Consider the following 24,983-nt stretch of genomic DNA (forward strand, 5'->3'; position numbering starts at 1 on the left):
GCGGGCAGCCTGAGGACATGAGCGACAGCCGCCCCACCCTCCCTCCCGTGGTCTACGCCCCGACGCGCGAGCACGCCGACGCCACGAAGCGCCTCGCGATGCACCGCACCCACGACGAGCGGGTGGCCTTGTTCGTCTACTCCGCCCTCGACCGGCTCGCCGACTTCTACAGCCCCGAGTCGCCGTGGGTGCTGCTCTCGGTCGCCGACCTGCAGGCCGCCCACGAACTGGCGCCCTACGACCTGCTCTACCTCGACAAGCGGCCCAGCCCGGGCGCAGTGCCGACGGGTCGGCGATGAGCGTCGAGCTGCGGTGGGCCACCGCCGAGGCGATCACCGCCGACCTCGAGCAGGCGCGCGAGGCGATCGAGCGGTGCGGGCGCCGCGCGCCCCGCAGCGTCGACGCCGGTGACCTGACCCCCCTGGTGGCCGAGATGCTCGCGCTGGTGGCCTCGGCCGCCGCCGAGCTCAGCGCCGGCCTGCTCGGCGCCACCGACAACGTCCGCTCCGCGGTGCGGGGGCTGGAGTCGGCCGACAGCGCCACCCAGGAGGCCTTCATCAGCGGGCAGTGGTGGTGACGTGAGCATCGACACCGAGCTCACGGGCTCACCCGACTCCATCGACGCGGCCGCCCGCTGGCTCGAGGGCTCCCTGGCTGCCGCGGTCGGCGAGGGCGGGGAGCGCGTGGTCGCCGCGCGCCGCGCCGCCTCCGCCGACTGGCAGGGCGCCAGCGCCACCGGGTTCGTCTCGCGCATGGGCGTGGCCGTGGCGAAGATCGACCTCGTCCATGACGGCGCGTCGTCCGCGGCGCGCGAGCTGGCGGCGTACGCCGCGACGCTGCGGCGGCTGCAGGCGCGGATGGCCGAGATCCGGGCCAGCGCCCGCGCCGCGGGGCTGGGCGTGTCCGGGTACGTCGTCGAGCCGCCCGGTGTTGCAACGAGCCACCCCGGACCGAGCCCCGTCGGGCAGGTCAGCCCCACGCTCGTCGACGCCCACGCCGCTGCGCTCGACGCCTTCGCCGCCCACCAGGCGCGGGTCGAGGCCTACCAGCGGGCGGCGGCCGCCGCGGCAACCGTGCGCGAGGAGCTGGACGGTGGTGTGCTGGCGCTGGAGGGCGAGTACCGCGGGTTGACCGGGCCGGGGATGGCGCTGACCGCGATGGACATCGCCGGTGGGTTCCGCACGGCCGGGGTGGTGGCGAACGCGTCGGCGCTGAGGACGGCGGGCGAGCAGCTGGGCAAGCAGGCGGACGACTACCTCGAGCTGATCACCCGCGACCCACGGGGGTTCGGCAACCACGACCTCGACCACTGGGACACCCAGAAGCTCAGGGGCGCCGACATGGCCGCGGAGGCCAAGGAGGTGGAGACCAGGGCCAAGGGGACGGCGCTCAAGCTCGGCGGCGCGCTCACGGTGGTCGGCGTCGGCCTCGACCTCGCAGCGGGGGAGAGCCCGACGCAGGCGGTGGTCTCCAACGGCGGTGGGCTGGTGGCTGCAATCGCGATCGGCGCGACAGCAGGATCCGTGATCCCCGTGGTCGGCACTGCCGTCGGTGCTGTCGTGGGAGCCGCGGTGGGCATCGTCGTCTCCGGTGCCATCGACTCGTTCTTCGAGGACGGGGTCGACGTCATGAATGCCCTCGACGAGGGCTGGGAATCACTCAAGGACACCGGTGGCGCGATCGGTGACGGCGTCGGTGCCGTCGTCGGCGGCATCGGCGGTCTGTTCGACTAAGGGGGCGCCATGCGACGCACGACGGGAAACCTGATGCTGGCCTTGGCGAACGTGGTGATCGTCCTGATGGGCATCGGGCTGGTCGCCCTGGGAGAGCTCGGCCAGGTGCTGGGTGGAGTGCTCTTCGCGCTCTTCGGGCTGGCTGGACTGTCCATGGTGGGAGCCGACCTGCGGCTGCCGCGTCGCCGCCCCGTCCTCGAGCTGGGCACAGCGCCGTCCGGGGCAGCGGCGTTGGTCTTCCCCTACTCACGGTTCACGGTGCTCCAGTCGGGCATCGGCACCTCCGTGCTGGCGCTGTGGTGCGCGGTCAGCGCCGCCTTCGCGGCGATCGGGGGGCACCGTGCCGGCGCGCTGGTGCTCGGCCTGGTCGGCCTCGGACTCGCCGTCCCGCTCGTGCCGTTGCTGCGGGGCAGGATCGTGGCGGGTGGGCTCTACGTGACCGCGGTGGGTCTCGAGTTCCGTCACGAGGGGGCCGGGTGGTCGGTCCCGTGGGACGCCATCAGGGGCGTCGTGCCCCGTGACCACGTCTACCTCAGCCTGCACAGGGACCCCGATCGCCACGACGCCACCCGCATCATGTGGCGGCGCGGACCCCGAGGTGGTCGTCTGCTCTCGGTCGTGCCCGACCGCTACATCGCCGGCGGACCCGCTGCCATCGCCATGGTCGTCGCCCGTGGCGTCACGCAGCCCGAGCAGCGCGGCACCCTGGCGCAGGCCCACGTCGTCAAGGAGCTCAACGAGCTGCTCCGCGACCGGGTCTCCACGGTCGTGGGGGCCCGGCGCCCGTCCGTCCCGTGACCCGACATCCGCCGCTCGGTCGCGTCGCGGCGCGAGTGTCGGTGCCCGCGCCTACGGTGGGTGGACGAGGTCGGTGGGGGCCGACCGGGTCGAGACACCGGGAGTGACGTGACGATCGAGCGGGAGCACGACGAGGCGTGGCGCGAGCTGCGGTCCCGGCTGGCCGACCACCTGGTCTCCATGGAGCCGGACGAGGAGCTCGGGCTCGCCGTCGACGACGGTTCCGGCGAGGTGCCGGCGTACGTCGTCGTGGACGTCGAGGTCGGTGGCCGGCTGCTCCTCGAGGCGGTCGGCGTGGGCGGTCTCGTCGAGCCGTGGGTGCCCGGTGACGAGTACGAGGACGACGACCCCGTCTTCCACGCCGAGCTGGCCCAGCGCGAGTGCGACCTCGCCGCGGCGCTGGTGGCGGGGGCGCTGCGCGACCAGCACGGCTGCCTGCACCCGGCGTTCCTGCTCAGCCGCGAGCTCGACCTCGACGGTCTGCGCTGGGAGTCGCGGGCGAGGACGCTGCCGCGCGCGAGGGTGCTGGGCGACGACGCGCCGCTGGCCGTGCTCGTCGAGGACCGCGACCACCTGCAGCGGATGGTCGACGCCACCCTCGCCGAGATGCTCGACCAGCCGATCGCCCACGACGAGGACGGCGACGTGCCGGTGCCGGTGGGCGAGAGCGTGGTGTGGGTGCAGGTGCTGCCCGACCGGCCCTCGGTGGCGCTCTTCGCGATCCTCGTCGACGAGGTGACCGACGTCGACGCGGCCGCGCGCGAGGTCTCCGGCCTGCAGGCCCGGCTGCCCTACCTGCAGGTGCGCGCCACGGCCGACAGCATCGTGGTGCGCCACGAGATCTGCGCGGTGCCCTTCGCCCCGCGCCAGCTCGCCGGGGTGCTGGCCAGGTTGTGCTCCGAGATCGACGACATCGCCGGCGAGGTCGCCGAGCGGGTCGGCGGACGCCGGTTCCTCGCCGGGCTCGGCGACGGCGACGAGCACGACGCCGATGTGGACGAGCCGCTGCCGGGCGGCCTCGACGAGCACCTCGCCACCGTGGTCGAGCTGCTCCTCGACGGCCAGGTCGAACCCGCGCAGGTCGCGGCGGCGTACGACGGGCAGCGCACGCTGCTGGTGCGCTCCCTGGTGGGACTGCGCACCGGCACCGTCACGGTGCCCGGCGTCGACATCGACCTGCTGCTGCACACCGTCCGCTCGGGCCTGCGCCACATCGTCGACCAGGCCGCCCGCCGCGACGAAGGCCCCACCCGCCCCCGCGGCCCCCGTAGCCAGCAGCTCTCGCTGCTGCCCGAGGACGAGCCCGGTCTCGACCTGCCGGGCTCGGAGCGCTGGGTCGGCTGAGCCTCCCCTTCGGTCGCGCCGGCCCCGGATAGTCCCTGGCGTTCCTCACCGCGACACGCCGATGGGGCGTGTGGAACGTCAGGGCCGTACGTGGGGGGTGACGTCGACGACGTACGCGTCGTGGTCGGATAGGCCCGTGGCGTCGACGCTCTCGGCGGCGTGGGCCGGCCAGACGCCCGGGACAGCGATGTGGTCGATGCTCAGCAAGTCCGGCAGACGGTGAGGCAGTCCGCCCGTCAGGGGTTGCAGCTCCCACCGCGCAATGGCGCGGAGCAGGTGTCCACGCCCGACCTTGCTCCCGCTCCACTCTCGTCCGTGCAGCGCATGGTTCCAGTCACCTCCCCAGACATCCGGGGCAGGACTGCTCGCGAGAAGGCTGTCGAGGACCCGGCGGGTGCGGTCCGCATGCGGCGCCGCGCCCCAGGGGATGGCCCCGGACGAACGCCACGGCAACACGCTCGACCAGCACACGAGCCTGCCCAGTCGCACTGCTGCGGTCGCCGGGTGTGGATCAGGCAGCGGGACGGCGGGTGCTCGGGTGGCGATACCTGACCACCGCCGCCGCGCGGCCATCTGGTCCCGGGACAGGTGCAGGTGCCACCCCGGCAGCTCTGTCCGCTCGCTGACCTCGGTCAGCAGCAGCAAGTCGGCTCTCATCGACTCGACCAGTTCGGCATGAGCCCCTGTGAAGCGGCCAGCCAGGTTCCAGGTGGCTATTCGCATGGGCGCACCTCCCGTACGGCCGGCGTCGGTAGCCGTCCCTTGGCTGATCCTCGAGCAAGCACGCGTGGTCGCGCAGTCGAATCGCAAGCCGGAACGGGTGGCTACAAGCCCCTGACGTTCCTCACCGCGACACGCCGCTGGGGCGTGTGGAACATCAGGGACTATCGGAACGGGCTGGCGGCGCAAGGTCGTAGCGCAACCCGTCGCCCGCCACTCGTGCCCCCTCGGCCGGCGGGTGCCGGGTGAGACGGCCGTCGTGGCCGAGGTGCTGCACGTCGATCTCGTGCAGCAGCACGGCGGCGTCGCTGACGATGCGCCGGTGGCAACGCCACCACAGCGTCTCGCTGCACATCACCGCCGTGCGCACCGTCGCGGCCTCCTCGAGCAGCTGCTCCATCGCGGCCCGGAACTCCCCGGTGCGGGTGTGCGCGGCGTACGCGCGGAACGCCGTCACCCGCCACCACCGATCGGCCTCGGGCTGGTCCTTCGGGACCCGCCTGCGCCCACCGAGCCGCTCCTCCCACCGGTAGTCGACGCGGGCGGCGGGCAGCCGCTCACCCAGCGAGTCACGGCCGACCGACGGGTCACGCCGACTGCCGGGGAAGCGGCGTACGTCGACCAGACGGCGCACGCCGGCGTCGCGCAGCAAGGCGACCAGCGCGTCGACGTCGAGCGTGCCGTGGCCCACGGTCAGCAGGGTGGTCATGGCGCGGGGTCCCCTCCTCGGCGTGGTCGTGCAGGGCGCTGTCGTCTCCCCCTACCCGCCACCTGCCCAGCACCTAACCTGAGGGCATGGCCGGCTTCGACGTGCCCGCGGACACCTACGACAGGTTCATGGGGCGCTTCTCCCAACCCCTGGCGCCCGTCTTCTGCGACGCGGTGCTGCCCGAGGGCCGGCTGCCGGCCAGCGTGCTCGACGTCGGCTGCGGCCCGGGGGCGCTGCTCGACGAGCTCGTGCGCCTCCCGCCGCGCCCCCACGGCGTACGCCGCCTGGCGGCGATCGACCCCGCCCCGTCGTTCGTGGCCGCGGCCGCTGCTCGCTTCCCCGACGTGGATGTGCGCGAGGGCGGGGCGGAGGAGCTGCCGTTCGACGACGCGACCTTCGAGGCGAGCCTGGCCCAGCTGGTCGTGCACTTCATGGACGACCCGGCGGCGGGGGTCGCCGAGATGGTGCGGGTGACCCGCCCGGGCGGACTGGTCGCGGCCTGCGTGTGGGACCACGGCGGCGGGCGCGGACCGCTCTCGCCGTTCTGGTCGGCCGTCGAGTCGATCGCCCCAGGTCAGGCGGCGGCGCCGTCGACGGGGTCGACCCGAGGTGACCTGCAGCGGCTGTGGGAGGGAGCCGGCCTCGCCGATGTGCGTGAGCAGGAGATCCGGGTCCGGGTCGGCTTCGACTCCTTCGACCACTGGTGGGCGCCGTTCACCGAGGCCGCGGGATCGGTCCGGGCGTTCCTCGACGGCGTCGACGACTCGACCGTCGAACGGCTGCGTTCACGGCTGGACGCCGACCTGGGCGACGGTCCGTTCGAGATCGACTCAGTCGCCTGGTGCGTCAGCGGGACGAGGGACTGAGCCGGTTCAGACCGGGGCGCCGCCGGCGAGCGGCGCGGCCGCGAAGCCGCGGAGCAGGTCGTGGGTGCCGGTCAGGCGCATCAGGCGCAGGGCGGCGGGGCTGGCGTCGTCGACGACGCAGGCGAAGCCTGCGCTCAGTGCGTGCTGGCGGCACCACATGACGGCGCCGAGGCCGGCGGCGTCCATGAAGGTCACGCCACCGAGGTCGAGCTGGACGCCCGGCCGGGCCAGGTCGGAGCCGTCGATCGTGGCCGCGAAGCCGCTGCGCAGGCGGTGCACGGCGGCGACGTCGAGGTCGCCGGTCACGGTGTGGCGGGTGTGCTGCGGCCGCGGCGCGGCGGTGGATAGAACGGTGTCGTTGCCCATGGCGGGCCCCCAAGCTGGTGGTGCAGCACCGAGTCTCGATGCCTGTTCACTTCTTCGACTGTAGGCGCAGACCCCTGACACGGCCAGGCCGCTCTCCACAAACGCCCGTAGGGGTGGTCTGTGGGGTGCGCCCGCCCCGATGGTCAAAGCCTCCGCCGCCCTGACGTTCCTCACCGTGACACGCCGCGGTGGCGTGCGAGACGTCAGGACCGTGCCCGGTCGTGGCGCTGGTCGTCCACAGGCAGCCGCGGCTCGGCGGTCGCCGTGTCGGTGGGGCCTGCTGGCATCGACTCACGACGAGACGACGACCAGGAGACAGCCATGACGAGTGCCCACGACAACGTGAAGGTGCGGTTGCGCTACAGGGAGGACGAGGAGCAGCAGGGGCCCTGCGGAGAGACGATGTGGGCCGAGCCGGTCGACGCGAGGGACACAGGGGGCACCTATCGCCTGGCGAACAACGCGTTCTTCGCCCCACTTGTCGTCGGCGACCTGGTGGAGGCACACCTCGACGTGACCGGCTTCCTGCAGGTCGTGGACGTCGTCGAGCCGGCCGACTCCATCCTCACCCTCGTGGCCTTCGACCCGTCCCAGGCAGACGGGGTATGCGCCATCGCAGACGGTTGGCGACAGCAGGGCGCGCAGTGGTCGGAGGGCTCAGGTGCGTTCTTGTGCACCAGCTGGCCGGGACTGTCCACGTGTGACGTCCTGACCGTCGTCACCCCGGCCGTGGTCGACGGTCACGTCGAGCTGCTCGAGCTGCTGACGACTCCGGAGCGGGAGGACTGGGCCAGGCACGTCCTGGACCTCCGACTGGACCTCCGGACGTCGCACCGCGCCCCGCGGCGGTTGAGGTCGGTCCGGGAGGAGCGGCCGCGCGGGTAGCGTGCCCGCGTGCAGGTGCTCCCCGACCTCGTCCCCGACGAGCCGCTCGTGGTCTTCTGCGGCCTCGCGGAAGCGGAGAGCACCAAGCACCGCGACCACTACTACGAGACGCCGGGCAACAGCTTCTGGGAGTCGCTGCACCTCTCCGGGCTCTCCCCGCGCCGGCTGCAGCCGCACGAGGACCACCTCGTGCCCGACCTCGGCCTGGGCCTGACCGACCTGGTCGGTCACTGGGACCCGCGCTGGGTCGAGATCGACGACCTGGTCGCCAAGTGCGAGCGCTGGCAGCCGGAGTGGCTGGCCTTCACCAGCAAGGCCGTCGCCCACGAGGCGTCCCGTGCGATGGGGCGGCGCGGGCGGCCGGGCCTCGGCGTCCAGGACTGGTACGTCGGCACGGCGCAGGTCTACGTGCTGCCGGGGGTCTCCGGGGCCAACCAGCGCCACGACTACGACGGGCGCCCCAACCGGCTCTCCTGGTGGCGCGACCTGGCGATGATCTGCGGCGCCTGAGCCACGGCCGTCCTGACGACCCTCACCGCGACACGCCGCAACGGCGTGAGGCTCGTCAGGACGACGGCTGGTCGAGCGTCTCGAGCACCTCGGCCGTCGACACCACGGTGGCGAACTCGCCGTGCAGGTTGGTGGCGGTGGCGCGCGCCAGCTCGGCCGCGGTCAGGGTCGTGCCGTCGGGGCCGGTGCGGTCGAAGGTGTGGGTCGCGTCGAGCACGAAGGTGACGGCGTACCCGAGGTTGCCGCCGACGCGGGCGGTGGTCTCGCAGCAGTGGTTGGTGGTGATCCCGCAGACCACGACCTCGCCGATGCCCTCGCCGCGCAGCCAGGCGTCGAGGTCGGGCGAGCCGTGGAAGGAGGAGTTGACCTGCTTGGTGACCAGCAGCGTCGGCTCGAAGCCCTCGAGGTACTCCTTGAGCGCGTGACCGGGCTGGCCCGGGAAGAGCGGGCTCTCGAGGCTCAGCGACGAGTGCTGCACGTAGACCAGCGGCCGCCCGGTGGCCGCGAACGCCTCGAGCAGGGCCGCGATGTTGTCGTCGCAGGCGGGGTTGTCGCGCGGGCCCCACCACGGCTCGTCGAAGCCCTCCTGCACGTCGACGACGACGAGGGCGGCGTCGGGTCCGATCACGAGAGGGGCGCCGGTGCGCTGGCGGGTCACGAGGCGGACGCTAGCGCCGCAGAGCCCGGGGACGCGTCACCCCCGGGTGTTTACCCCCGCACCGAGCCCGGGCAGGGTGATCGGCATGGCTGATGCTCCGCACGGACTCGTCTTCCCCGCCGACCCCGACCCCGCCGCCGACGGCACGCCCCGGCGCAGCACCACCGCCACCGGGCGCGGCGTGGTCGCCGACGCCCTGCGCCCGGTCGACGAGGTCGGCGCCCGGGCCGTCGAGCGCGAGACGGCCTGGCGCACCCAGTACCTGACCTGGTTCCGCCGCCTCGTCGAGGCCGGCCTGGCCACCCCCGACGACGCCGTCGCGGTCGCCCGCGCCGGCCTCGACTCGCTGCACGCGCGGATGCGCGTCGTCACCGACGAGGGCGACGTGCCGCTCACCGAGTGGCCGCGCCCCACCAGCGAGGGCAGCACCGGCAGCGGCTTCGGCCAGGTCGAGATGCACGGCGCCGGCGAGCGGGTCGAGGAGCTCGTGCTGCCCTACCGGGGCGATCGGCTGCGCGGCGACGACGTACGCCGCCAGGTCGAGCGGTGGGTCGAGGCCGGGGTGGTCGAGCCGACGCTCGCCGAGGCGGTCGACGCCGTCGTGGCCCACCCCGAGTGGCTGCGCCTGGAGGACCACACCGTGGCCGTCGTCGGCGCCGGCTCGGAGATGGGGCCCCTGCAGGCCCTGACCCGCTGGGGCGCCCGCGTCGCGGCCATCGACCTGCCCCGCGAGGACGTGTGGGAGCGGGTCAGCGACACCGCCGTCGCCGGCGCCGGCACCGTGGTGGCCCCCGCCGTCGACGGCCGGCCCGGCGCCGACCTGCTCGCCGACGTGCCGGCGCTGGCCGACTGGCTCGCCGCTCAGCCCGGCACCCTCGTGGTCGGCAACTACGTCTACGCCGACGGCGCCACCAACGTGCGGGTCTCCACCGCCGTCGACGAGCTCAGCCGCCGCCTCCTCGAGGCCCGCGACGACACCGCCCTGGCGTTCCTGGCCACCCCCACCGACGTCTTCGCGGTGCCCGGCGAGGCCGTCGAGCAGGCCCTGGCCGGGTACGCCGGCCGCGGCCGGGTCAGCAAGGGCCTGGGCCGCCCGCTGCGCACCCTCTCCGGGGGCCGCCTGCTGCAGCGCCCGTACGCCGGCCCCGCCCACCCCGGCCTCAACGACTCGCTGGTGCCCCAGCAGGGCCCCAACTACGCGCTGGCCAAGCGGCTGCAGCGCTGGCGCGCCACCACGGCGCGCTACGACGGCCGCCTGGTCTCGATGAACGTCGCGCCCCCGACCCGCACCCGCTCGGTGGTCAAGAACCGCGCCCTGGCCGCGGCGTACGCCGGGGCGCACCGCTTCGGCGTCGAGGTCTTCGACCCCTCCACCTCCAACGTGCTGATGGCCGCCATGCTCGTGCACGACCTGCACACCGGCGGCGGCCCGCGCCACGAGCACCCCTGGCAGGACGAGGCGTACGCCGCAGCCCACGGCGGGCTGTGGCGCACGGCGTACTCGCCGCGCAGCGCCCTGGGCCTGGCCGCCCTCTTGGGCGTGGGTGCCGCCCGGGGCTGAGCCGCCGCCCGAGCTGAGTCGCCCGGCCCGGCGCCGGCCCGGCTCCTGGCGCGTCCGGCTGACGGCGGCGCCGCGGGCTGCTTCACTGTGGCGGCCACCACATCGTCGTAGGGGAGAAGAGTCGTGGGCGACTCCGCACTGATCAGCGTCGGCCTGCCGGTCGCGCTGGCCATCATCATGTTCGGCCTGGGCCTGTCGCTGCAGGTCGACGACTTCCGCCGGGTCGCGCGCAGCCCGCGCGCGGTCGTGGTCGCGCTGACGCTGCAGGTGCTCGTGCTGCCGGTGATCGCCTTCGGGCTGGTCCTCGGCTTCGGCCTCGACCCGCTGCTGGCGGTCGGGGTGATGCTGCTGGCCGCCTCGCCGGGCGGCACCACCGCCAACCTCTTCAGCCACCTCTTCCACGGCGACGTGGCGCTCAACGTGACGCTGACCGCCATCAACTCGGTGCTCGCCGCGTTCACCATCCCGCTGATCACCAACCTGGCCATCGGCTACTTCGACGCCGACGGCGAGCTGGGCCTGCAGGTCGGCAAGGTGCTGCAGGTGATCGCGATCGTGCTGGTGCCGGTCGTGCTCGGCATGCTGGTGCGCAGCCGCCGCCCGGCGCTCGCGGCCCGCTCCGACAAGCCGGTGCGGGTCTTCTCGATCGTGGTGCTGGTCGTGGTCGCGGTCGGCGCGCTGCTGGGGGAGCGCGAGAACCTCGCCGACTACGTGCGCCAGGTCGGCCTGGTCACCGCGATCTTCTGCGCCGCCAGCCTCTCCCTCGGCTACGCCGGCGCGCGGCTGCTGCGCCTCGACCGGGCCCAGGCCGTGGCCAGCTCGATGGAGGTCGGCATCCACAACACCACCGTCGCACTGACCATCGCGCTGAGCGTGCTCGGCAGCACCGAGGTCGCGATCCCCAGCGCCGTCTACTCGATCATCATGTACGTCTTCGCCACCGGCTTCGGCTTCCTGGTCACCCGCGGCGCACGCAGCCCCCGCGGCCGGGAGCCGGCCCACGCGGGCTGAGCGGTCCGGGCGGGCGGCGTACGCCGGCTCAGGCGGGGGAGACCAGTCCCGGCCTGCTGGGCACGTCGAGCCAGGCCAGCTGCTCGGAGCGCTCGGCCAGCTCGACGATGCGCTGCACCGCGGGGCTGGAGCGACGCACCCGGCACACCAGGTCGTACTCCTCGACCAGCTCCTGCACCTCGAGCAGGGCCTCGAGCCCCGCGCTGTCCATGAACGTCACTCCCGAGAGGTCCACCACGAACACGCTGCCGGCAGGTAGCGCGAGGTCGTCGAGCTGCGCTCGGCAGTCGTCGACGAGCTGGCCGGCGACCGCGATGTCGACCTCGCCGTGGCAGGACAGCCCGGTCGACAGGTGGGCCACCAACGTGCCGGTGTGTGTCGTGGTCATCGTGCTCATGCGTCATCTCCCGGTGCTGCGTCGTTGACCAGTCAACGACTGCAGGGACCGTCGGGTCAGCAGCGTCCGACGATCCTTTGCCCGGCACGGGCGAATACCACCCCGACGGGCCATCACCGACCCACGACCGGGCCAGGAGCCGGTGCCGGACGGGCTACGTCGCAGCCGTCGACGCCCGACCGATCAGGCGGGTCGGCCCACCGTGGCCGGCGACCGGCCGGTGAGCAGGTCGTGCGTGCCGGTCAGGCGCAGCAGCCGCTCGACGGCGGGGCTCGCGGCCACCACCTGGCAGTTGGCGCCGGCCGACAGGACCCGCTGGCGGCACCACATCAGCGTGCCGAGCCCGCTGGCGTCGACGAAGTCGACCTCCGCCAGGTCGAGGTCGAGGCGCTGGGTGGCCGCCGGCAGCGCCCGCGCGAGCGCGCCGTGCAGCTGTGGCGCGGAGCCGAGGTCGAGCTCGCCCCCCACCAGCAGGCGGACGTGACCGGGTGCCACCGAGGTGGACCGGACATCGAGGTCGGTGGGCACAGCGTTCCCTCCCCGGACGGCTGCGGGCAGCGTCGGGGCCCCGGCGCTGCGACCACTCAACGCGGGTGCGGGCCGAAGGTCCCGCTCCCGGGCCGACAACCGTCCGAAGATGACCCGTCCGGGCGCCGGCATGGCCCGTTCGGACTACCCCGGGGGGTGTGTGTCCGGGGCAGCCGGGCAGTCAGTCGGGCAGTCAGTCGAGCAGTCCCAGGCGCCGTGCCTCGACGCGCAGCTCGTCCCCGTCGTCGCCGTACCCGGTCGCGGTGTCGGGCCCGGCCCCCTGCGCCTTGGCGTCGAGGTGGCCGTAGCGCGCGACCTGCTCGCCGAGGCTGAGCCGGCGGATCAGCACGGCCTCGACCCTGCCCGGGTGCTCGGCGGCGGTCTCGGCGTAGATGTCGGGGTCGTGCTGGCCGTCGTCGCCGACCAGGACCCAGCGCAGCTGCGGGAAGTCCTCCATCAGCCGACGCAGGGCGGTCGCCTTGTGCCGCTGGCCGGAGCGGAACCAGCCGCGGGGCGTGGGCCCCCAGTCGGTGAGCAGCGCCGGGCCGGACGGGTAGTCGTGGCGGGCCAGGAACCGCCCGATCGCCCCCGCGACGTTCCATGCGCCGGTGGAGAGGTAGACCACGAACGTGTCGGGCCGCTCGGCGAGCAGGTCGCGGTAGAGCCCGGCCATGCCCGGCACCGGCAGCCGGTCGACCTCGCGGGTGACGAAGGCGTTGCGGAAGGCGACCAGCGGGCGCGGCAGCATCGTGATCATCACGGTGTCGTCGACGTCGCTGACCAGCCCGTGCCGCGTGTCGGCGGCCACGACCCGCAGCTGCGCGGTCGTCCCCGCCCCGTCGGTGCTGTCGGGCCCGTCGACCAGCAGCCGCGCGGTGGCCCAGCCCGGCGCCAGGTCGGCCGGCAGCCGCACGTCGACGTAGCCCTCGCGGTCGGACTCCACCCGGGTGCTGACACCGCCGACCTCGACAGTGACGGGTACGTCGGCTGCCGACTGGGCCACGAACCTGCGCCAGCCCCGGGCGTCCTCGGGGTGCCGCGCGGCCAGGCTGTCCTCGGGCACCAGCACCACCCGCGCCAGCACCCGCACCCACTCGCCCTCGAGGCCGTAGCCCACGTAGGCCACCACCCGCGGCACCCAGCCGGCCCGGCGCAGGCCTCCGCCCACCAGCCGCTGCACCGCGTCCTCGGCGCGGATCGCGAGGTGGTCGACGCGCTCGACCGGCCCGGGGTGCCTGCTCATCGGCCCAGCGAAGCACACCGGACGCCGCCCGGGGCACCCCTGGGGCAGCCCTGGCTAGGCTTCGCGGGTGCCGGACCCCCAGACGCTGCTCCTCGTCGGAGCCGGTCACACCCACCTGCACCTGCTGCGCCACGCCGACCGGCTGCGCGCCGCCGGCTGGAGGGTCGAGCTGCTCGCGCCGCGCTGGTTCGACTACAGCGGCGTCGGCTCCGCGGTCGCCACCGGCGCGCTGCCCCTGGAGGCCGGCCGGCTCGACGTGGCCGGGCTGGCCGCGCGCGGCGGCGTACGCCACCACGTCGACACGCTGGCCGGCCTCGACCCGCGGGGCCGGGTCGCGACGACCGCGACCGGGCAGCGGCTGGGCTACGACGTGGTCTCGATCGGGATCGGCTCGGTGACCTCCGACCTCGGGGTGCCGGTCGGGGCCGGCGTGGTCGGGGTCAAGCCCCTCGCCGGCCTGCAGACCCTCGCCGGGCGGCTGCCCGACGAGGGGGCCGCGGTCGTCACCGTCGTCGGCGCCGGGCCGTCGGGGCTCGAGCTCGCCGCCCAGCTCTCGACGCGTGCCGGGGTGCGCGGCGTGCGACTGGTCGACGGCGGTGACGTGGTCGGCCCGTCGCTGCCCACCGGCGCGCGGCGCCACGTCGAGCGGGTGCTCGCGCGGCGCGGCGTCGAGGTGCTGCTGGCAGCTCGCGTGGAGCGCCTCGACCCGACCAGCGTGACGCTCGCCGACGGCCGGGTGCTCGAGCACGACCTCGCCGTGCTCGCCGGCGGCCTGGCGGCGCCGCCGCTGGTGGCCGACCTCGGCCTCGGCGACGAGCGCGGCGTGCCGGTGCGCGCCACCCTGCAGCACGTCGAGCACGACGACGTGTACGCCGTCGGCGACTGCGCCCGCTTCACGCCCCGGCCGCTGCCGCGCATCGGCGTGCACGGGGTGCGGCAGGCGCCGGTGCTGCTCGCCGCCCTGGAGGCCCGCGGCCGTGGCGAGGACGCCGGCCAGCACGTCTACCGCCCGCGGGAGCACTTCCTCTCGGTGCTCGACCTCGGCGCCGGGCACGCGCTGGCCGCCCGCGGGCGCTGGTGGTGGGGCGGGCGCGGGGCACTGATGCTCAAGCGCCGCATCGACCGCCGCTGGATCGAGTCCTACCGCGCCGCCGGGGGCTGAGGGGCAGCCCGGCCTCAGGCCCGCTCAGCCGGGTTGCCCGCCCTCGACGGCGATGTTGACCAGCCAGATGATGCCGAACCGGTCGGCGCACTGCCCGAAGACGTCGCCCCAGGCCTGCAGTGCCAGCGGCACGTGCACCTCGCCGCCCTGCGAGAGCCCGTCGAACCAGCCGCGCAACCGGTCCTCGTCGTCGCCGGAGAGGCTCACGCGCACCGTGCTGCCGGGCTCGACCACCTCGCCGGGCGGGATGTCGGATGCCATCAGGGTCAGCCCGTCGGGTGTCGCGAGATGGGCGTGCATGACCTTCGCGGCCAGGTCGCCCTCGGCGCCCATGTCGCCGAAGGTCATCACGCTCAGCTCGCCGCCGAAGACGGACTGGTAGAGCGTCATCGCCTCCCGGGCGGTGCCGTCGAGGGTCAGGTAGGGGTTCAGCAGCACGGGCACGGGTCCTCCAGGGAGTCGTTCGATCACGGGTGTGCCTGCTACGACCGGCCTCGAGCAGCAGAGTCATCGGGGGTATCGGGGGTCATCGGCCGTCCCTCGTTCGGGTGAAGTTCGCCGACCCCGTGGTGGGGTGAGCCGACGCCGCCTACAGTGCTTGGTGCGGGCACCGGGGCCCGCCAGGACGAGCGGAGACGAGCACGTGCGGGCCGGCATCCACCAGAGCATCACGGCGATCAGCGCCGCTGCCTGCGTCGCGCTCGCGGGCGGCCTGACCGCCGCAGTGACCGGGGGAGCGGCCGTCGCGGCCGTGCCCACCACCCGCACCGCCCCCACCCAGCACAGCACCGTCGTGGTGCGCGGGCTGGCCTTCCCCGAGGGGCGCGCCATGCGCCTGGGACTGGTCGGCTGCGACAACGTCTACGAGCGGGTCGCCGAGTCGCCCCAGGCGATGATCGGCGCCGGCCCCGGCAGCGCCCCGGCCGGCGAGCGGGTGCTGGGCTACGACCTCGTCGGCGGCAACGCCCTGGGTCCGCTGAGCTACGTCTCGTCGGTGGCGCAGACCCAGAGCGCCGGGCTGACGGCGTACGCCGAGCAGGGCACCACGGGCGTGGTGTGGGCCGGCTACCAGGAGCCCGCCGACCGGCGCACCGGCCGGGTCTGGTTCGGGCGAGCCGAGGTGGTGGTGCCGCCGGGCCAGTGGACCCGCATCGAGGCCACCGACCTGACCTACAGCTGGAGCAAGTGGGACATGTACGCCCAGGCCCCGGTCGCTGACTCCGTGGACGAGGGTGCTGCTGAGGAGCCCGTGCCCGACGGCACCCTGGCCGACATGGTGCTGCGCCACCGCGGCGACGGCGCCGGCTTCGTGATGACCGGCCTGGGCTGCGACGGCAACGAGTTCGCGATCGACGCGCTGCGGCTGCACACCGCCGGCACCGCGACGACGTACGACATCGAGGGCCTGGCAACCAGCGTGACGATGCCGCCCCCGCCCGCGCGCCGCGCCGAGGCCGGGCAGCCCGTCGAGCTGCGCGGCACGCTCGTGGACAGCACCGGCACCCCACTGAGCGGGGTGAGCATGCGCCTGGAGTCGCGCGCGGTCGGTGCCACCGGTTGGAAGCTCGACCAGGTGGTCGACGTCGTCAACGGCGCAGCCGTGGCGCAGGTGCAGCCCGAGCGGGCCACAAGCTACCGCTGGCGCTTCGTCGACCGGCCGATGGCCGAGGGCAGCGTCTCGGCGGCCGTCACCATCGAGGCGGGCGAGCCGGGGGCGTCGGGCACGCCGAGCCCCGACCCGACCGGCAGCGCCTCGCAGTCACCCTCGCCGAGCCCCGGCCAGGGCGCCGCGCCGAGCACCGGCCCGCAGCCGACGAAGAGCGCTGGACCGACGAAGAGCGCCGGTCCCACGAAGAGCCCGACGTCCGCGGCGCCCAGCACGACCGCCGAGCCGACGAAGACGCCCGAGCCGACGAAGAGCGCCGCTCCCAGCGGGAGCCCGAGCGCCAGCGCCGATCCCAGCACCACGGCGTCTCCGGGCGCCTCGGCCACCCCGCCGGTCGACCCGACCTGACCCGCGCGCGTCGGGGGCCGCGCGAGCGGCGTACAACGAGAACGAGCGCCGGCGAGGGGTGCCTCCTCGCCGACGCTCGTGCCACGTGCTGACCGGGTGTGGTCAGACGCGGGTCTTCTTTCCCTTCGACGACATGCCCTCGGCGACGCCGATCAGCAGCACGGCGGCGACCACGGCGATGACGAAGCCGAGCACGTTGAGCTCGAAGATGTCGCCGGTGCCCAGGGCGCTGGCCGCGATGCCTCCGATGAGGGCACCCACCACACCCAGGGCGAGCGTGCCGAGCAGGCCGAGCGCCTGCTTGCCGGGCTTGATGAGCCGGGCGAGCGCGCCGATGATCAGGCCCACGACGAGCAGTCCGATGATGTTGAACATGATGTGTCCCTCCTAGTCGTCCGTTGTTCGGACGGCATACCGACGTTACGTGATCGCGCGCAGCCGCAGGTTCACCCGTTAGGGCTGCCACCTGCTGCGGGCGGTGTACGACGAGGCATCCCGGCCGACGTGCTCGGCCGCGTAGGCTCGCACCCCGTGCAGTGCGACTACTTCGACGCCGGCGCGTGCGCCTCGTGCACGTGGATGGGCCGCGCCTACGCCGACCAGGTCGCCGACAAGCAGCGGCACGTGGAGCAGGTGCTCGCGCCCGCTCTGGAGGGGCGAGCGCCCGTGGCCTGGCTGCCCCCGGCGACCGGGCCCGAGGAGGGCTTCCGCAACAAGGCCAAGATGGTCGTCGCCGGCACCGTCGACGCCCCGACCCTGGGTATCCTCGGCGCCGACGGGCGCGGCGTCGACCTGCGCCACTGCGGGCTGCACGAGCCGGGGCTGCACGACGCCCTGCCGGTGCTCGCCGAGCACGTGGTGCGCGCGCGCCTGGCGCCGTACGACGTCGGCAGCCGTCGCGGCGAGCTCAAGCACCTGCTGGTCACCCGCTCGCCCGACGGCGAGCTGATGGTGCGCTGGGTGCTGCGCTCCACCGAGCCCGAGGCGCGGCTGCGCAAGCACCTCGGCTGGCTGCTCGAGCGGCTGCCGGTGGCGGTGGCCTCGATCAACGTGCAGCCCGAGCACAAGGCGGTGCTCGAGGGGGAGCGCGAGATCGTGCTCACCGAGCAGTCGACGCTGACGATGCGGCTCGACGTGGGGGAAGGGCTGCGGCTGCACCTGCGCCCGCAGTCGTTCTTCCAGACGAACACCACGGTCGCGACCGCGCTCTACGAGCAGGCCCGGGCCTGGGTCTCCGAGACCGAGCCCGCCTCGGTGTGGGACCTCTACTCCGGCGTCGGCGGCTTCGCCCTGGCGCTCGCCGGCCCCCATCGGTCGGTTACCGGCGTCGAGATCGCGCCCGAGGCGGTCGCCTCGGCGCAGCTGTCGGCGGCGGAGGCAGGGCTCGACCGGGCGCGCTTCGTGGCCGCCGACGCCACCGCCTGGGCGCTCGAGCAGCCCCCGGCGACCCACCCCGACCTGGTCGTGGTCAACCCGCCCCGGCGCGGCATCGGCCCCGCCCTCACCGGCTGGCTCGAGTCGTCGGGGGTGCGCGACGTCCTCTACTCCAGCTGCAACGCCACCAGCCTGGCCCGCGACCTGGCCGCGCTGCCGTCGTACGACGTCGAGGCCGCCCGCCTGCTCGACATGTTCCCCCAGACCACCCACCACGAGGTGCTGGTACGGCTGCGCCGGCGCTGAGCCTCCTGCGGGAGTTTTATCGGCCGGCCGATGAACCTGGCGGGTGGACGACGAAACTTCATCGGCCACCCAGGAGCTTTGTCGGCCGGCCGATGAAACTCCCGCGGCCGCCGTGCGCCACGTCTCGTCCACAGGGGAGGCCGGGGCGGGGGGCTGCACAGGGGGAGGGGTGCGTGGGTACGGTCGGAGGGTGAGCGCCACCGACTACTGCGACCTGTGCGACCTCCCGCTCTCGACCTGCGTGCACGGGATGCCCACGCCCGTGGAGCCGCCCCCGCCGGCCAAGAAGGCGCCGCCGAAGGCCTCGCCCGTCACCCGGCGGCGTACGACGACCGCGAGCTCGGGCGCGGCCTCCGGCTCCAGCGCGCCCGCGGCCCCGGCGCGACCGCGGCGGCGTACCCCCGCGGTCGACTTCAAGCCCTGGATCGTCAAGCTGCTGCAGGAGGCCGGCGGGCAGGCGGAGTCGGACGACCTGCTCACCGACCTCGAAGCGCGCCTGGGTGAGGTGCTGCGCCCCGGCGACCGCGAGAGCGGCCCGACCGGCGAGCTGCGCTGGCGCACCGCGGCCCGCACCGCCCGCAAGGAGCTCGCCGACGACGGCCTGCTGCTCGCGCCCCGCCCCGGCACCTGGGCGCTGACCGACCGCGGTCGCGTCGAGTGGGTGCCCGACCTGCCCTCCGCCTGACCCGCCCGAGCCACGCCCGGCCCGGCCGGACAGCGGCCCCGACCGGGCCCGACGGTTAACGACGTGACCTGAGCACCCCGATCACGGACAATCGTCGCTCGTGGGTCATGTGGATGTCGCCGGTGTCAGGTACGAGCTCCCCGATGGGCGGGTGCTGCTCGACGACGTGTCGTTCCGGGTCGGCGAGGGCGCCAAGGTCGCGCTGGTCGGCGCCAACGGTGCGGGCAAGACGACGCTGCTGCGCATCGTCACCGGCGAGCTGGTCCCGCACGCCGGGGTGGTGACCCGCTCCGGCGGGCTGGGCGTGATGCGCCAGGACGTCAAGGCCGGGCTGCGCGAGGGCGCCACCGTCGCCGACCTGCTGCTCAGCGTCGCCCCGCCGCGGGTCCGCGAGGCCGCCGCGCAGGTCGAGCGGCTCGAGCTGGCGCTGATGGAGACCGACGACGAGGCCACCCAGATGCGCTACGCCGAGGCGCTGGCCGAGTACGCCGACGCCGGCGGCTACGACGTCGAGGTCACCTGGGACGTGTGCGCCACCGCCGCGCTCGGGCTCTCCTTCGACCGCGCCAAGTACCGCGAGCTCACCACCCTCAGCGGCGGCGAGCAGAAGCGGCTGGTGCTGGAGTTCCTGCTGCGCGGCCCCGACCAGGTGCTGCTGCTCGACGAGCCCGACAACTACCTCGACGTGCCCGGCAAGATCTGGCTCGAGGGCCGCATCCGCGAGTCCGACAAGACGGTGCTGATGATCAGCCACGACCGCGAGCTGCTCGACAACACCGCCACCCGCGTGGTCACCGTCGAGCTGGGCAGCGGCCACGGCGTCGGCAACAGCGTGTGGACCCACCCCGGCGGGTTCTCCTCCTACCACCAGGCGCGCACCGACCGGTTCGCCCGCTTCGAGGAGCTGCGCAAGCGCTGGGACGAGGAGCACGCCAAGCTCAAGGCGCTGGTGCTGCGGCTGAAGATCAAGGCCGAGTACAACGACGGCATGTCCAGCCAGTACCGCGCCGCCCAGACCCGGCTGCGCAAGTTCGAGGAGGTCGGCCCGCCCACCGAGCAGCCCCGCGAGCAGCAGGTCGCGATGCGCCTCAAGGGCGGACGCACCGGCAAGCGCGCCGTCGTCTGCGAGCAGCTGGAGATGACCGGGCTGATGAAGCCCTTCGACCTCGAGGTCTGGTACGGCGAGCGCGTGGCCGTGCTCGGCTCGAACGGCTCCGGCAAGTCGCACTTCCTGCGCCTGCTGGCCGCCGGCGGCACCGACCCCGACGTGGAGCACCGCCCGGTCTCGGAGGTGCCGGTCAAGCCCGTGCCGCACACCGGCAAGGCCAAGCTCGGGGCCCGGGTGCGCCCGGGCTGGTTCGTGCAGACCCACGAGCACCCCGAGCTGGTGGGCCGCACCCTGCTCGACATCCTGCACCGCGGCGACGGCCATCCCGGCGGTCGCGGCGGGCTGGGGCGCGAGCAGGCCGCGCGGGTGCTCGACCGCTACGAGCTCGCCCACGCCGGCGAGCAGACCTTCGACTCGCTCTCCGGCGGGCAGCAGGCGCGCTTCCAGATCCTGCTGCTCGAGCTGTCGGGGGCCACCCTGCTGCTGCTCGACGAGCCGACCGACAACCTCGACGTGCAGTCGGCCGAGGCGCTCGAGGAGGGGCTGGAGGCCTTCGAGGGCACCGTCCTGGCGGTCACCCACGACCGCTGGTTCGCCCGCGGCTTCGACCGGTTCCTCGTGTACGGCGCCGACGGCGAGGTCTACGAGTCGCCCGGCCCGGTGTGGGACGAGGGCCGGGTGGTGCGGGCCCGATGAGCCCCGCACTGGTGATCGAGGCCGTCGACCCGTTCGACGACGCGGCGTTCGACACCTGGCACGAGGTCTACCTGGCCTCCCAGCGCCACGGGCGCGACGAGGCCGCGGTCACCGCCTGGACCCGCGAGGAGATGCGCGCCCAGCTGCAGCGACCCGGGCGCCGCTCGTGGGCCGGGGTCTTCCTGGGCCGCCTCGACGGCGAGCCGGTCGCCACCGGCCACCTGCTCACCCCGCTGCTCGACAACCTCGACCAGGCCCAGGTCTCGGTCGACGTGCTGCCGGCCCACCGGCGGCGCGGCCACGGTTCCCGGATGCTCGCCCACCTGACCGACCTCGCCACCGAGCGGGGCCGCCGGCTGTGGATCGCCGAGGCCAGCTGGCCGATGACGGCGCCGCTCGACGGCGCGGGGGAGGCCGGACCCGAGCTGCTGCGCCGCCACGGCTTCACCCTGGGCCTCGTCGAGGTGCTGCGGGTGCTCCAGCCGCCGCCCGACCCCGAGCACCTGCGGGCCCTGGCGGCGCGCGCGGCGCCGCACCACGCGGCGTACGAGCTGCGGTGCTTCGTGGGCCGGGTGCCCGACGAGCTGCTCGCGGGCTGGGCCACGATCACCGCGAGCCTGAGCACCGAGGCGCCGATGGGTGCGCTGAGCCTCGAGGCCGAGGTCGCCGACCCGGCGCTGGTGCGCGAGGAGGAGGAGCTGCTGGCCCGCCAGGACCGCACCCGCCACGCCGCGGTCGCGCTCGGCCCGGGCAGCCGGGTCGTGGGCTACACCGAGATCGTCACCACGGGCCACGAGCCGGGCCGTGCCTACCAGTGGGGCACCGTGGTCGACCCCGCGCACCGCGGGCACCGGCTCGGGCTGGGCCTCAAGGCCGCCGCCCACCTGCTGCTGCACGAGCACGTGGACGACCTGCGGATGGTGCGCACCTGGAACGCCGAGACCAACGCCCACATGGTCGCGGTCAACGACGCGCTGGGCTACCGGCCCCTCGAGCGGTACGGCGGTTTCGAACGGCGGGCGTGACCCCCGCCGTACCGTGACCCAGCCCGAACATCGCGCTGACCCGGCCCGAAAATCGCGCTGACCCGGCCCGTACCTCCCGTGCGGGAAGTCCGGGCCGGGTCGACGCAGGATCCGGGCGGGGTCAGGACGTCGCGTCGGTGTCCAGCTCGAGCTCGACGCTGCGCTCCTCGCCGTCGCGCACGAAGGTCAGCGTGACCGTGTCGCCCGGGCGGTAGGAGCGGATGGTGGCGACCAGGGAGTCGGAGCCGGTGATCATCGTGTCGTCGACGCGGACCACGACGTCGCCGGTCTCGAGGCCGGCGGCCCCGGCGGTCGAGTCCTCGCCCACCTCGCGGACCAGCGCGCCGATGACGGCGTCGGCGCCGCTCTGTCCCTCGGTGATGCCCGCGTCGCTGACCGAGATCCCGAGCCGGGCGTGGGTCGGCTCCTCGCCGGCAGCCATCTGCTCGACGATCGGCAGCACCTCGTCGATCGGGATGGAGAAGCCCAGGCCGATCGAGCCACCGGCCCCCGAGGTGGAGCCCGAGGTGCGGATCGAGGAGTTGATGCCCACCACGTTGCCGAAGGTGTCGACCAGCGGCCCGCCGCTGTTGCCGGGGTTGATGGCCGCGTCGGTCTGGATCGCCGGGTAGATGGTGGCGTCCCCCGAGGCGTCGCTGGCCACGCCCACCGGGCGGTCGAGCGCGCTGACGATGCCGCTGGTGACGGTGGCGTCGAGGCCGAAGGGCGAGCCGATGGCCACCACGGCCTGGCCCACCCGCAGGTCCTCGGACTTGCCGATGGTCGCCGGGGTGAGGCCCTCGACGCCCTCGGCCTGGATGACCGCGGTGTCGGTGAGCGGGTCGGAGCCCAGCACCGTGGCGCTGGCCCGGGAGCCGTCGTCGAAGGAGACGGTGATGTCGGCGCCCTCGCCGGCCGCCGCGATCACGTGCTCGTTGGTGAGGATCTGGCCGTCGGAGGACAGCACGATGCCCGAGCCCGAGCCGCCGCCCTGGCCGCTGCGCACGTCGATGCGCACCACCGAGGGCAGCACCGTCTCGGCGACGTCCTGCACCGAGCCGGGCTCGAGCTCGCCCTCGGGGGTGTCGACGACCTGCGACGTGGTCACCGCGGGGTCGTTGCCCGACGAGGCGGGGTCGTCGTCGAGGGCGCTCCAGGCGGCCGCGCCGCCGAACCCGGCCGCCCCACCGACCACCAGCGAGGCCGCCACCACCGCGGCAGCGAACCCCTTGCGACCGCGCGCCGGGGGCGCGGTCGGTGCCGCCGCCGGGGCGGGCGGCACCGGCGCCTGGGCGGCGGTCTCGTCACCAGGAGTCCAGGCCGGCTGCGGGCCCAGGTCGTAGGAGCGGGTCTCGTCGTAGGGGCTCGTCTCGGGGCCCGGCTGCTGGTCGCGGGGGTCACGGGGCGTCTGCGTCATGACACCTATCGTGCCCACCGACACTGTGAGCCACCTGAGACCCCGCTGGACGCCGGGCAAGAACTCGGGCGGGCGGGCGTGATGAGCACATCTCTTGAAACGACCTGTTGAGAGTGGCTGTGCCCTCGGTCACACTCGGCCTATGACTGCCACCCCGACCGACACCACCACCGCGACCACCGGCTCCTCGACCGGCCCCGCACCCGGCCCGACCCCACGCTTCGTCGACGACCGCCTGGCCCACTGGGCGGCCACCAAGCCCGACGAGGAGGCGATGACCTACCTGGGCCGGTCGTGGACCTGGGCCCAGTGGGACGAGCGGGTACGCCGCTGCACCGGCATGCTGGCCGACCTCGGGATCGGCCGGGGCGACGTGGTGGCCTTCCTCGACAAGAACCACCCGGCCTGCGTCGAGCTGAGCCTGGCCGCGGGGGCGCTGGGAGCCGCCAACGCGATCATCAACTTCCGCCTGGCGGGCGAGGAGATCGACTACGCCCTCAACGACTCGGGGGCCAAGGTGCTGCTGGTCGGCTCCGAGCTCAAGGGCCAGGTCGAGCAGATCCGCGACCGGCTCACCCACGTCAAGCACGTCATCGAGGTCACCCCCGACGGGGGCGGCGAGAGCGGCCCCGACGACTACGAGACCCGGCTGGCCGCGGCCACCCCGACCGGTCGCTCCAGCGACGTCGAGCCCGACGACACCTGCCTGGTCATGTACTCCTCGGGCACCACCGGGCACCCCAAGGGCGTGATGCTGACCCACGCCAACATGGTCGCCCACACCATCAACTCCCACGACGGCTGGGGCTTCGAGCCCGGCGACAAGTCGATGGTCGCGATGCCGCTCTTCCACGTCGGCGGCTCGTCGTACGTGCTCTTCGGTCTGCACGACGGCATCCCCAGCATCATGACGCGCGACCCCGACGGCGCGTCGCTAGCCGGGGCGATCATGGCGGGCGCCAACCGCACGTTCCTTGTGCCGGCGGTGCTGGCGCAGGTGCTGCAGTCGGGCCCCGACGCGATCAAGCTCTTCGGGGCGCTGAAGACCTACACCTACGGCGCGGCGCCGATGCCGCCGCCGCTGCTGCGCGCGGCGATGGAGGCCTGGCCCGACACCGACTTCATGCAGGTCTACGGTCTGACCGAGGTCTCGGGCGTGGCCACCCACCTGATGCCCGAGGAGCACCGCACCGCGGTCGCCGACGGCCACCCCGAGCGGCTGGTCTCCGCGGGGCGCGCGGTGCCCGAGGTCGAGGTGCGCATCGTCGACCCGGCCACCCTCGAGGACCTGCCCACGGGCGAGCACGGCGAGATCTGGCTGCGCACCCCGCAGCTGTTCAAGGGCTACCTCAACCGGCCCGAGGCCACCGCCGAGGTGATCACCGAGGACGGCTGGTTCCGCACCGGCGACATGGGCAAGGTCGACGCCGAGGGCTACGTCTTCGTCGAGGACCGGCTCAAGGACATGATCATCAGCGGCGGCGAGAACATCTACAGCCCCGAGGTCGAGCGGGTCCTGGCCGAGCACCCGGCGGTGATGGAGGTCGCGGTGATCGGCATCCCCGACGACACCTGGGGCGAGTCGGTCAAGGCCGTCGTCGCGCTCAAGGAGGGCGCCTCGGCCACCGAGCAGGAGATCATCGACCACTGCCGCGAGCACCTGGCGCACTTCAAGTGCCCCAAGAGCGTCGACGTGCTCGAGATGCTGCCGCGCAACCCCACCGGCAAGATCCTCAAGCGCGAGCTGCGGGCGCCGTACTGGGCCGACCGCGACCGCGGGGTCTGAGCCTCCCGGGGACCCGACGGCCCGCAGGGGGCGAGGCGTTGGGGTGATCCCGTAGGCGTTGGGGTGTTGCAACACCCCAAC

Annotated in this window: 27 protein-coding genes; 17 read left to right on the forward strand and 10 right to left on the reverse strand. The window is 74.1% G+C overall.

All coding sequences use genetic code 11. The features are described 5' to 3' along the window. Positions 1 to 17: 17 nt before the first annotated feature. From QWJ41_RS16635 to QWJ41_RS16655, 5 genes are all read left to right on the forward strand, one after another. Positions 18 to 299 (forward strand): SAV_915 family protein, encoded by a 282-nt coding sequence (locus QWJ41_RS16635; RefSeq protein WP_302709527.1) that lies wholly within the window; start codon positions 18 to 20, stop codon positions 297 to 299. Further along, positions 296 to 577, forward strand: coding sequence for a hypothetical protein (locus QWJ41_RS16640; protein ID WP_302709528.1), 282 nt, complete (start codon positions 296 to 298; stop codon positions 575 to 577). Before QWJ41_RS16635 ends, QWJ41_RS16640 begins: the two co-directional genes overlap by 4 nt. Before the next feature lies 1 nt (position 578). Beyond that, positions 579 to 1,733 (forward strand): hypothetical protein, encoded by a 1,155-nt coding sequence (locus QWJ41_RS16645; protein ID WP_302709529.1) that lies wholly within the window; start codon positions 579 to 581, stop codon positions 1,731 to 1,733. A 9-nt stretch (positions 1,734 to 1,742) separates the two neighbouring features. Continuing rightward, complete coding sequence (locus tag QWJ41_RS16650; RefSeq protein WP_302709530.1) at positions 1,743 to 2,531, forward strand: hypothetical protein; 789 nt, start codon at positions 1,743 to 1,745, stop codon at positions 2,529 to 2,531. A gap of 108 nt (positions 2,532 to 2,639) precedes the next feature. Then, a complete protein-coding gene (locus QWJ41_RS16655) occupies positions 2,640 to 3,875 on the forward strand; it encodes a T3SS (YopN, CesT) and YbjN peptide-binding chaperone 1 (protein WP_302709531.1) in 1,236 nt (411 codons plus the stop codon). Between the two features lie 78 nt (positions 3,876 to 3,953). Here QWJ41_RS16655 and QWJ41_RS16660 read toward each other — a convergent pair whose 3' ends face one another. Together QWJ41_RS16660 and QWJ41_RS16665 are read right to left on the reverse strand one after the other, a co-directional pair. Beyond that, the gene (locus QWJ41_RS16660; protein ID WP_302709532.1) at positions 3,954 to 4,520 is read right to left on the reverse strand and encodes a hypothetical protein; all 567 of its coding nucleotides are present in this window, start codon (positions 4,518 to 4,520) and stop codon (positions 3,954 to 3,956) included. A gap of 232 nt (positions 4,521 to 4,752) precedes the next feature. Beyond that, the gene (locus tag QWJ41_RS16665; protein ID WP_302709533.1) at positions 4,753 to 5,304 is read right to left on the reverse strand and encodes a DUF488 domain-containing protein; all 552 of its coding nucleotides are present in this window, start codon (positions 5,302 to 5,304) and stop codon (positions 4,753 to 4,755) included. Positions 5,305 to 5,390: 86 nt separating this feature from the next. Between QWJ41_RS16665 and QWJ41_RS16670 the strand changes: the two genes are divergently transcribed. Next, on the forward strand, positions 5,391 to 6,170 hold the full coding sequence (locus tag QWJ41_RS16670) for a class I SAM-dependent methyltransferase (RefSeq protein ID WP_302709534.1): 780 nt from the start codon (positions 5,391 to 5,393) through the stop codon (positions 6,168 to 6,170). 6 nt (positions 6,171 to 6,176) lie between these two features. Here QWJ41_RS16670 and QWJ41_RS16675 read toward each other — a convergent pair whose 3' ends face one another. Then, the gene (locus QWJ41_RS16675) at positions 6,177 to 6,536 is read right to left on the reverse strand and encodes an STAS domain-containing protein (RefSeq protein ID WP_302709535.1); all 360 of its coding nucleotides are present in this window, start codon (positions 6,534 to 6,536) and stop codon (positions 6,177 to 6,179) included. A gap of 321 nt (positions 6,537 to 6,857) precedes the next feature. On the opposite strand from QWJ41_RS16675, the gene QWJ41_RS16680 reads away from it, so the two are divergent. Together QWJ41_RS16680 and QWJ41_RS16685 are read left to right on the forward strand one after the other, a co-directional pair. Then, positions 6,858 to 7,421: a hypothetical protein gene (locus QWJ41_RS16680; RefSeq protein WP_302709536.1), complete on the forward strand. Its 564-nt coding sequence runs from the start codon at positions 6,858 to 6,860 to the stop codon at positions 7,419 to 7,421. Positions 7,422 to 7,430: 9 nt separating this feature from the next. Then, entirely contained in the window at positions 7,431 to 7,931 is a 501-nt protein-coding gene (locus tag QWJ41_RS16685) for a mismatch-specific DNA-glycosylase (RefSeq protein ID WP_302709537.1), read from the forward strand. Between the two features lie 55 nt (positions 7,932 to 7,986). Here QWJ41_RS16685 and QWJ41_RS16690 read toward each other — a convergent pair whose 3' ends face one another. Further along, positions 7,987 to 8,589, reverse strand: a complete 603-nt coding sequence (locus QWJ41_RS16690; protein WP_302709538.1) for a cysteine hydrolase family protein — start codon at positions 8,587 to 8,589, stop codon at positions 7,987 to 7,989. A gap of 85 nt (positions 8,590 to 8,674) precedes the next feature. Between QWJ41_RS16690 and QWJ41_RS16695 the strand changes: the two genes are divergently transcribed. Together QWJ41_RS16695 and QWJ41_RS16700 are read left to right on the forward strand one after the other, a co-directional pair. Further along, positions 8,675 to 10,150 carry a hypothetical protein gene (locus QWJ41_RS16695; RefSeq protein WP_302709539.1) on the forward strand — a complete coding sequence of 492 codons (1,476 nt, stop codon included), beginning with the start codon at positions 8,675 to 8,677 and terminating at the stop codon, positions 10,148 to 10,150. 123 nt (positions 10,151 to 10,273) lie between these two features. Further along, entirely contained in the window at positions 10,274 to 11,161 is an 888-nt protein-coding gene (locus QWJ41_RS16700; RefSeq protein WP_302709540.1) for a bile acid:sodium symporter family protein, read from the forward strand. Positions 11,162 to 11,189: 28 nt separating this feature from the next. Here QWJ41_RS16700 and QWJ41_RS16705 read toward each other — a convergent pair whose 3' ends face one another. The 3 genes from QWJ41_RS16705 to QWJ41_RS16715 all read right to left on the reverse strand — a co-directional run bounded on the left by QWJ41_RS16705 (position 11,190) and on the right by QWJ41_RS16715 (position 13,329). Further along, positions 11,190 to 11,558: an STAS domain-containing protein gene (locus QWJ41_RS16705; RefSeq protein ID WP_302709541.1), complete on the reverse strand. Its 369-nt coding sequence runs from the start codon at positions 11,556 to 11,558 to the stop codon at positions 11,190 to 11,192. A gap of 183 nt (positions 11,559 to 11,741) precedes the next feature. Next, positions 11,742 to 12,086, reverse strand: coding sequence for an STAS domain-containing protein (locus QWJ41_RS16710; protein WP_302709542.1), 345 nt, complete (start codon positions 12,084 to 12,086; stop codon positions 11,742 to 11,744). 193 nt (positions 12,087 to 12,279) lie between these two features. Continuing rightward, complete coding sequence (locus tag QWJ41_RS16715; protein ID WP_302709543.1) at positions 12,280 to 13,329, reverse strand: App1 family protein phosphatidate phosphatase; 1,050 nt, start codon at positions 13,327 to 13,329, stop codon at positions 12,280 to 12,282. A gap of 67 nt (positions 13,330 to 13,396) precedes the next feature. On the opposite strand from QWJ41_RS16715, the gene QWJ41_RS16720 reads away from it, so the two are divergent. Next, a complete protein-coding gene (locus tag QWJ41_RS16720) occupies positions 13,397 to 14,491 on the forward strand; it encodes an NAD(P)/FAD-dependent oxidoreductase (protein ID WP_302709544.1) in 1,095 nt (364 codons plus the stop codon). A 24-nt stretch (positions 14,492 to 14,515) separates the two neighbouring features. On the opposite strand, the gene QWJ41_RS16725 is transcribed toward QWJ41_RS16720, so the two are convergent. After that, entirely contained in the window at positions 14,516 to 14,929 is a 414-nt protein-coding gene (locus tag QWJ41_RS16725) for a VOC family protein (RefSeq protein WP_336623296.1), read from the reverse strand. A 163-nt stretch (positions 14,930 to 15,092) separates the two neighbouring features. Between QWJ41_RS16725 and QWJ41_RS16730 the strand changes: the two genes are divergently transcribed. After that, positions 15,093 to 16,505, forward strand: a complete 1,413-nt coding sequence (locus tag QWJ41_RS16730; protein ID WP_302709546.1) for a hypothetical protein — start codon at positions 15,093 to 15,095, stop codon at positions 16,503 to 16,505. Positions 16,506 to 16,607: 102 nt separating this feature from the next. On the opposite strand, the gene QWJ41_RS16735 is transcribed toward QWJ41_RS16730, so the two are convergent. Further along, positions 16,608 to 16,880: a GlsB/YeaQ/YmgE family stress response membrane protein gene (locus QWJ41_RS16735; protein ID WP_302709547.1), complete on the reverse strand. Its 273-nt coding sequence runs from the start codon at positions 16,878 to 16,880 to the stop codon at positions 16,608 to 16,610. A 156-nt stretch (positions 16,881 to 17,036) separates the two neighbouring features. On the opposite strand from QWJ41_RS16735, the gene rlmC reads away from it, so the two are divergent. From rlmC to QWJ41_RS16755, 4 genes are all read left to right on the forward strand, one after another. Next, positions 17,037 to 18,185, forward strand: coding sequence for a 23S rRNA (uracil(747)-C(5))-methyltransferase RlmC (rlmC, locus tag QWJ41_RS16740; RefSeq protein WP_302709548.1), 1,149 nt, complete (start codon positions 17,037 to 17,039; stop codon positions 18,183 to 18,185). A gap of 190 nt (positions 18,186 to 18,375) precedes the next feature. After that, a complete protein-coding gene (locus tag QWJ41_RS16745) occupies positions 18,376 to 18,870 on the forward strand; it encodes a hypothetical protein (RefSeq protein WP_302709549.1) in 495 nt (164 codons plus the stop codon). Positions 18,871 to 18,970: 100 nt separating this feature from the next. Next, the gene (locus QWJ41_RS16750; RefSeq protein WP_302709550.1) at positions 18,971 to 20,674 is read left to right on the forward strand and encodes an ABC-F family ATP-binding cassette domain-containing protein; all 1,704 of its coding nucleotides are present in this window, start codon (positions 18,971 to 18,973) and stop codon (positions 20,672 to 20,674) included. Continuing rightward, entirely contained in the window at positions 20,671 to 21,699 is a 1,029-nt protein-coding gene (locus QWJ41_RS16755; RefSeq protein WP_302709551.1) for a GNAT family N-acetyltransferase, read from the forward strand. Before QWJ41_RS16750 ends, QWJ41_RS16755 begins: the two co-directional genes overlap by 4 nt. Positions 21,700 to 21,820: 121 nt before the next feature. On the opposite strand, the gene QWJ41_RS16760 is transcribed toward QWJ41_RS16755, so the two are convergent. Then, positions 21,821 to 23,116, reverse strand: a complete 1,296-nt coding sequence (locus QWJ41_RS16760) for a S1C family serine protease (protein WP_302709552.1) — start codon at positions 23,114 to 23,116, stop codon at positions 21,821 to 21,823. Between the two features lie 142 nt (positions 23,117 to 23,258). On the opposite strand from QWJ41_RS16760, the gene QWJ41_RS16765 reads away from it, so the two are divergent. Next, on the forward strand, positions 23,259 to 24,902 hold the full coding sequence (locus tag QWJ41_RS16765) for a long-chain-fatty-acid--CoA ligase (protein WP_302709553.1): 1,644 nt from the start codon (positions 23,259 to 23,261) through the stop codon (positions 24,900 to 24,902). The last annotated feature ends 81 nt before the right edge of the window (positions 24,903 to 24,983 follow it).

The sequence above is a fragment of the Nocardioides cremeus genome (assembly GCF_030518195.1).
Lineage (GTDB): Bacteria > Actinomycetota > Actinomycetes > Propionibacteriales > Nocardioidaceae > Nocardioides > Nocardioides cremeus.

Coding starts and splice junctions, on each gene's coding strand:
- QWJ41_RS16635 (WP_302709527.1), top strand. CDS start 18: ATGAGCGACAGCCGCCCCACCCTCCCTCCCGTGGTCTACGCCCCGACG.
- QWJ41_RS16640 (WP_302709528.1), top strand. CDS start 296: ATGAGCGTCGAGCTGCGGTGGGCCACCGCCGAGGCGATCACCGCCGAC.
- QWJ41_RS16650 (WP_302709530.1), top strand. CDS start 1,743: ATGCGACGCACGACGGGAAACCTGATGCTGGCCTTGGCGAACGTGGTG.
- QWJ41_RS16665 (WP_302709533.1), bottom strand. CDS start 5,304: ATGACCACCCTGCTGACCGTGGGCCACGGCACGCTCGACGTCGACGCG.
- QWJ41_RS16670 (WP_302709534.1), top strand. CDS start 5,391: ATGGCCGGCTTCGACGTGCCCGCGGACACCTACGACAGGTTCATGGGG.
- QWJ41_RS16675 (WP_302709535.1), bottom strand. CDS start 6,536: ATGGGCAACGACACCGTTCTATCCACCGCCGCGCCGCGGCCGCAGCAC.
- QWJ41_RS16680 (WP_302709536.1), top strand. CDS start 6,858: ATGACGAGTGCCCACGACAACGTGAAGGTGCGGTTGCGCTACAGGGAG.
- QWJ41_RS16695 (WP_302709539.1), top strand. CDS start 8,675: ATGGCTGATGCTCCGCACGGACTCGTCTTCCCCGCCGACCCCGACCCC.
- QWJ41_RS16705 (WP_302709541.1), bottom strand. CDS start 11,558: ATGAGCACGATGACCACGACACACACCGGCACGTTGGTGGCCCACCTG.
- QWJ41_RS16715 (WP_302709543.1), bottom strand. CDS start 13,329: ATGAGCAGGCACCCCGGGCCGGTCGAGCGCGTCGACCACCTCGCGATC.
- QWJ41_RS16735 (WP_302709547.1), bottom strand. CDS start 16,880: ATGTTCAACATCATCGGACTGCTCGTCGTGGGCCTGATCATCGGCGCG.
- QWJ41_RS16755 (WP_302709551.1), top strand. CDS start 20,671: ATGAGCCCCGCACTGGTGATCGAGGCCGTCGACCCGTTCGACGACGCG.
- QWJ41_RS16760 (WP_302709552.1), bottom strand. CDS start 23,116: ATGACGCAGACGCCCCGTGACCCCCGCGACCAGCAGCCGGGCCCCGAG.
- QWJ41_RS16765 (WP_302709553.1), top strand. CDS start 23,259: ATGACTGCCACCCCGACCGACACCACCACCGCGACCACCGGCTCCTCG.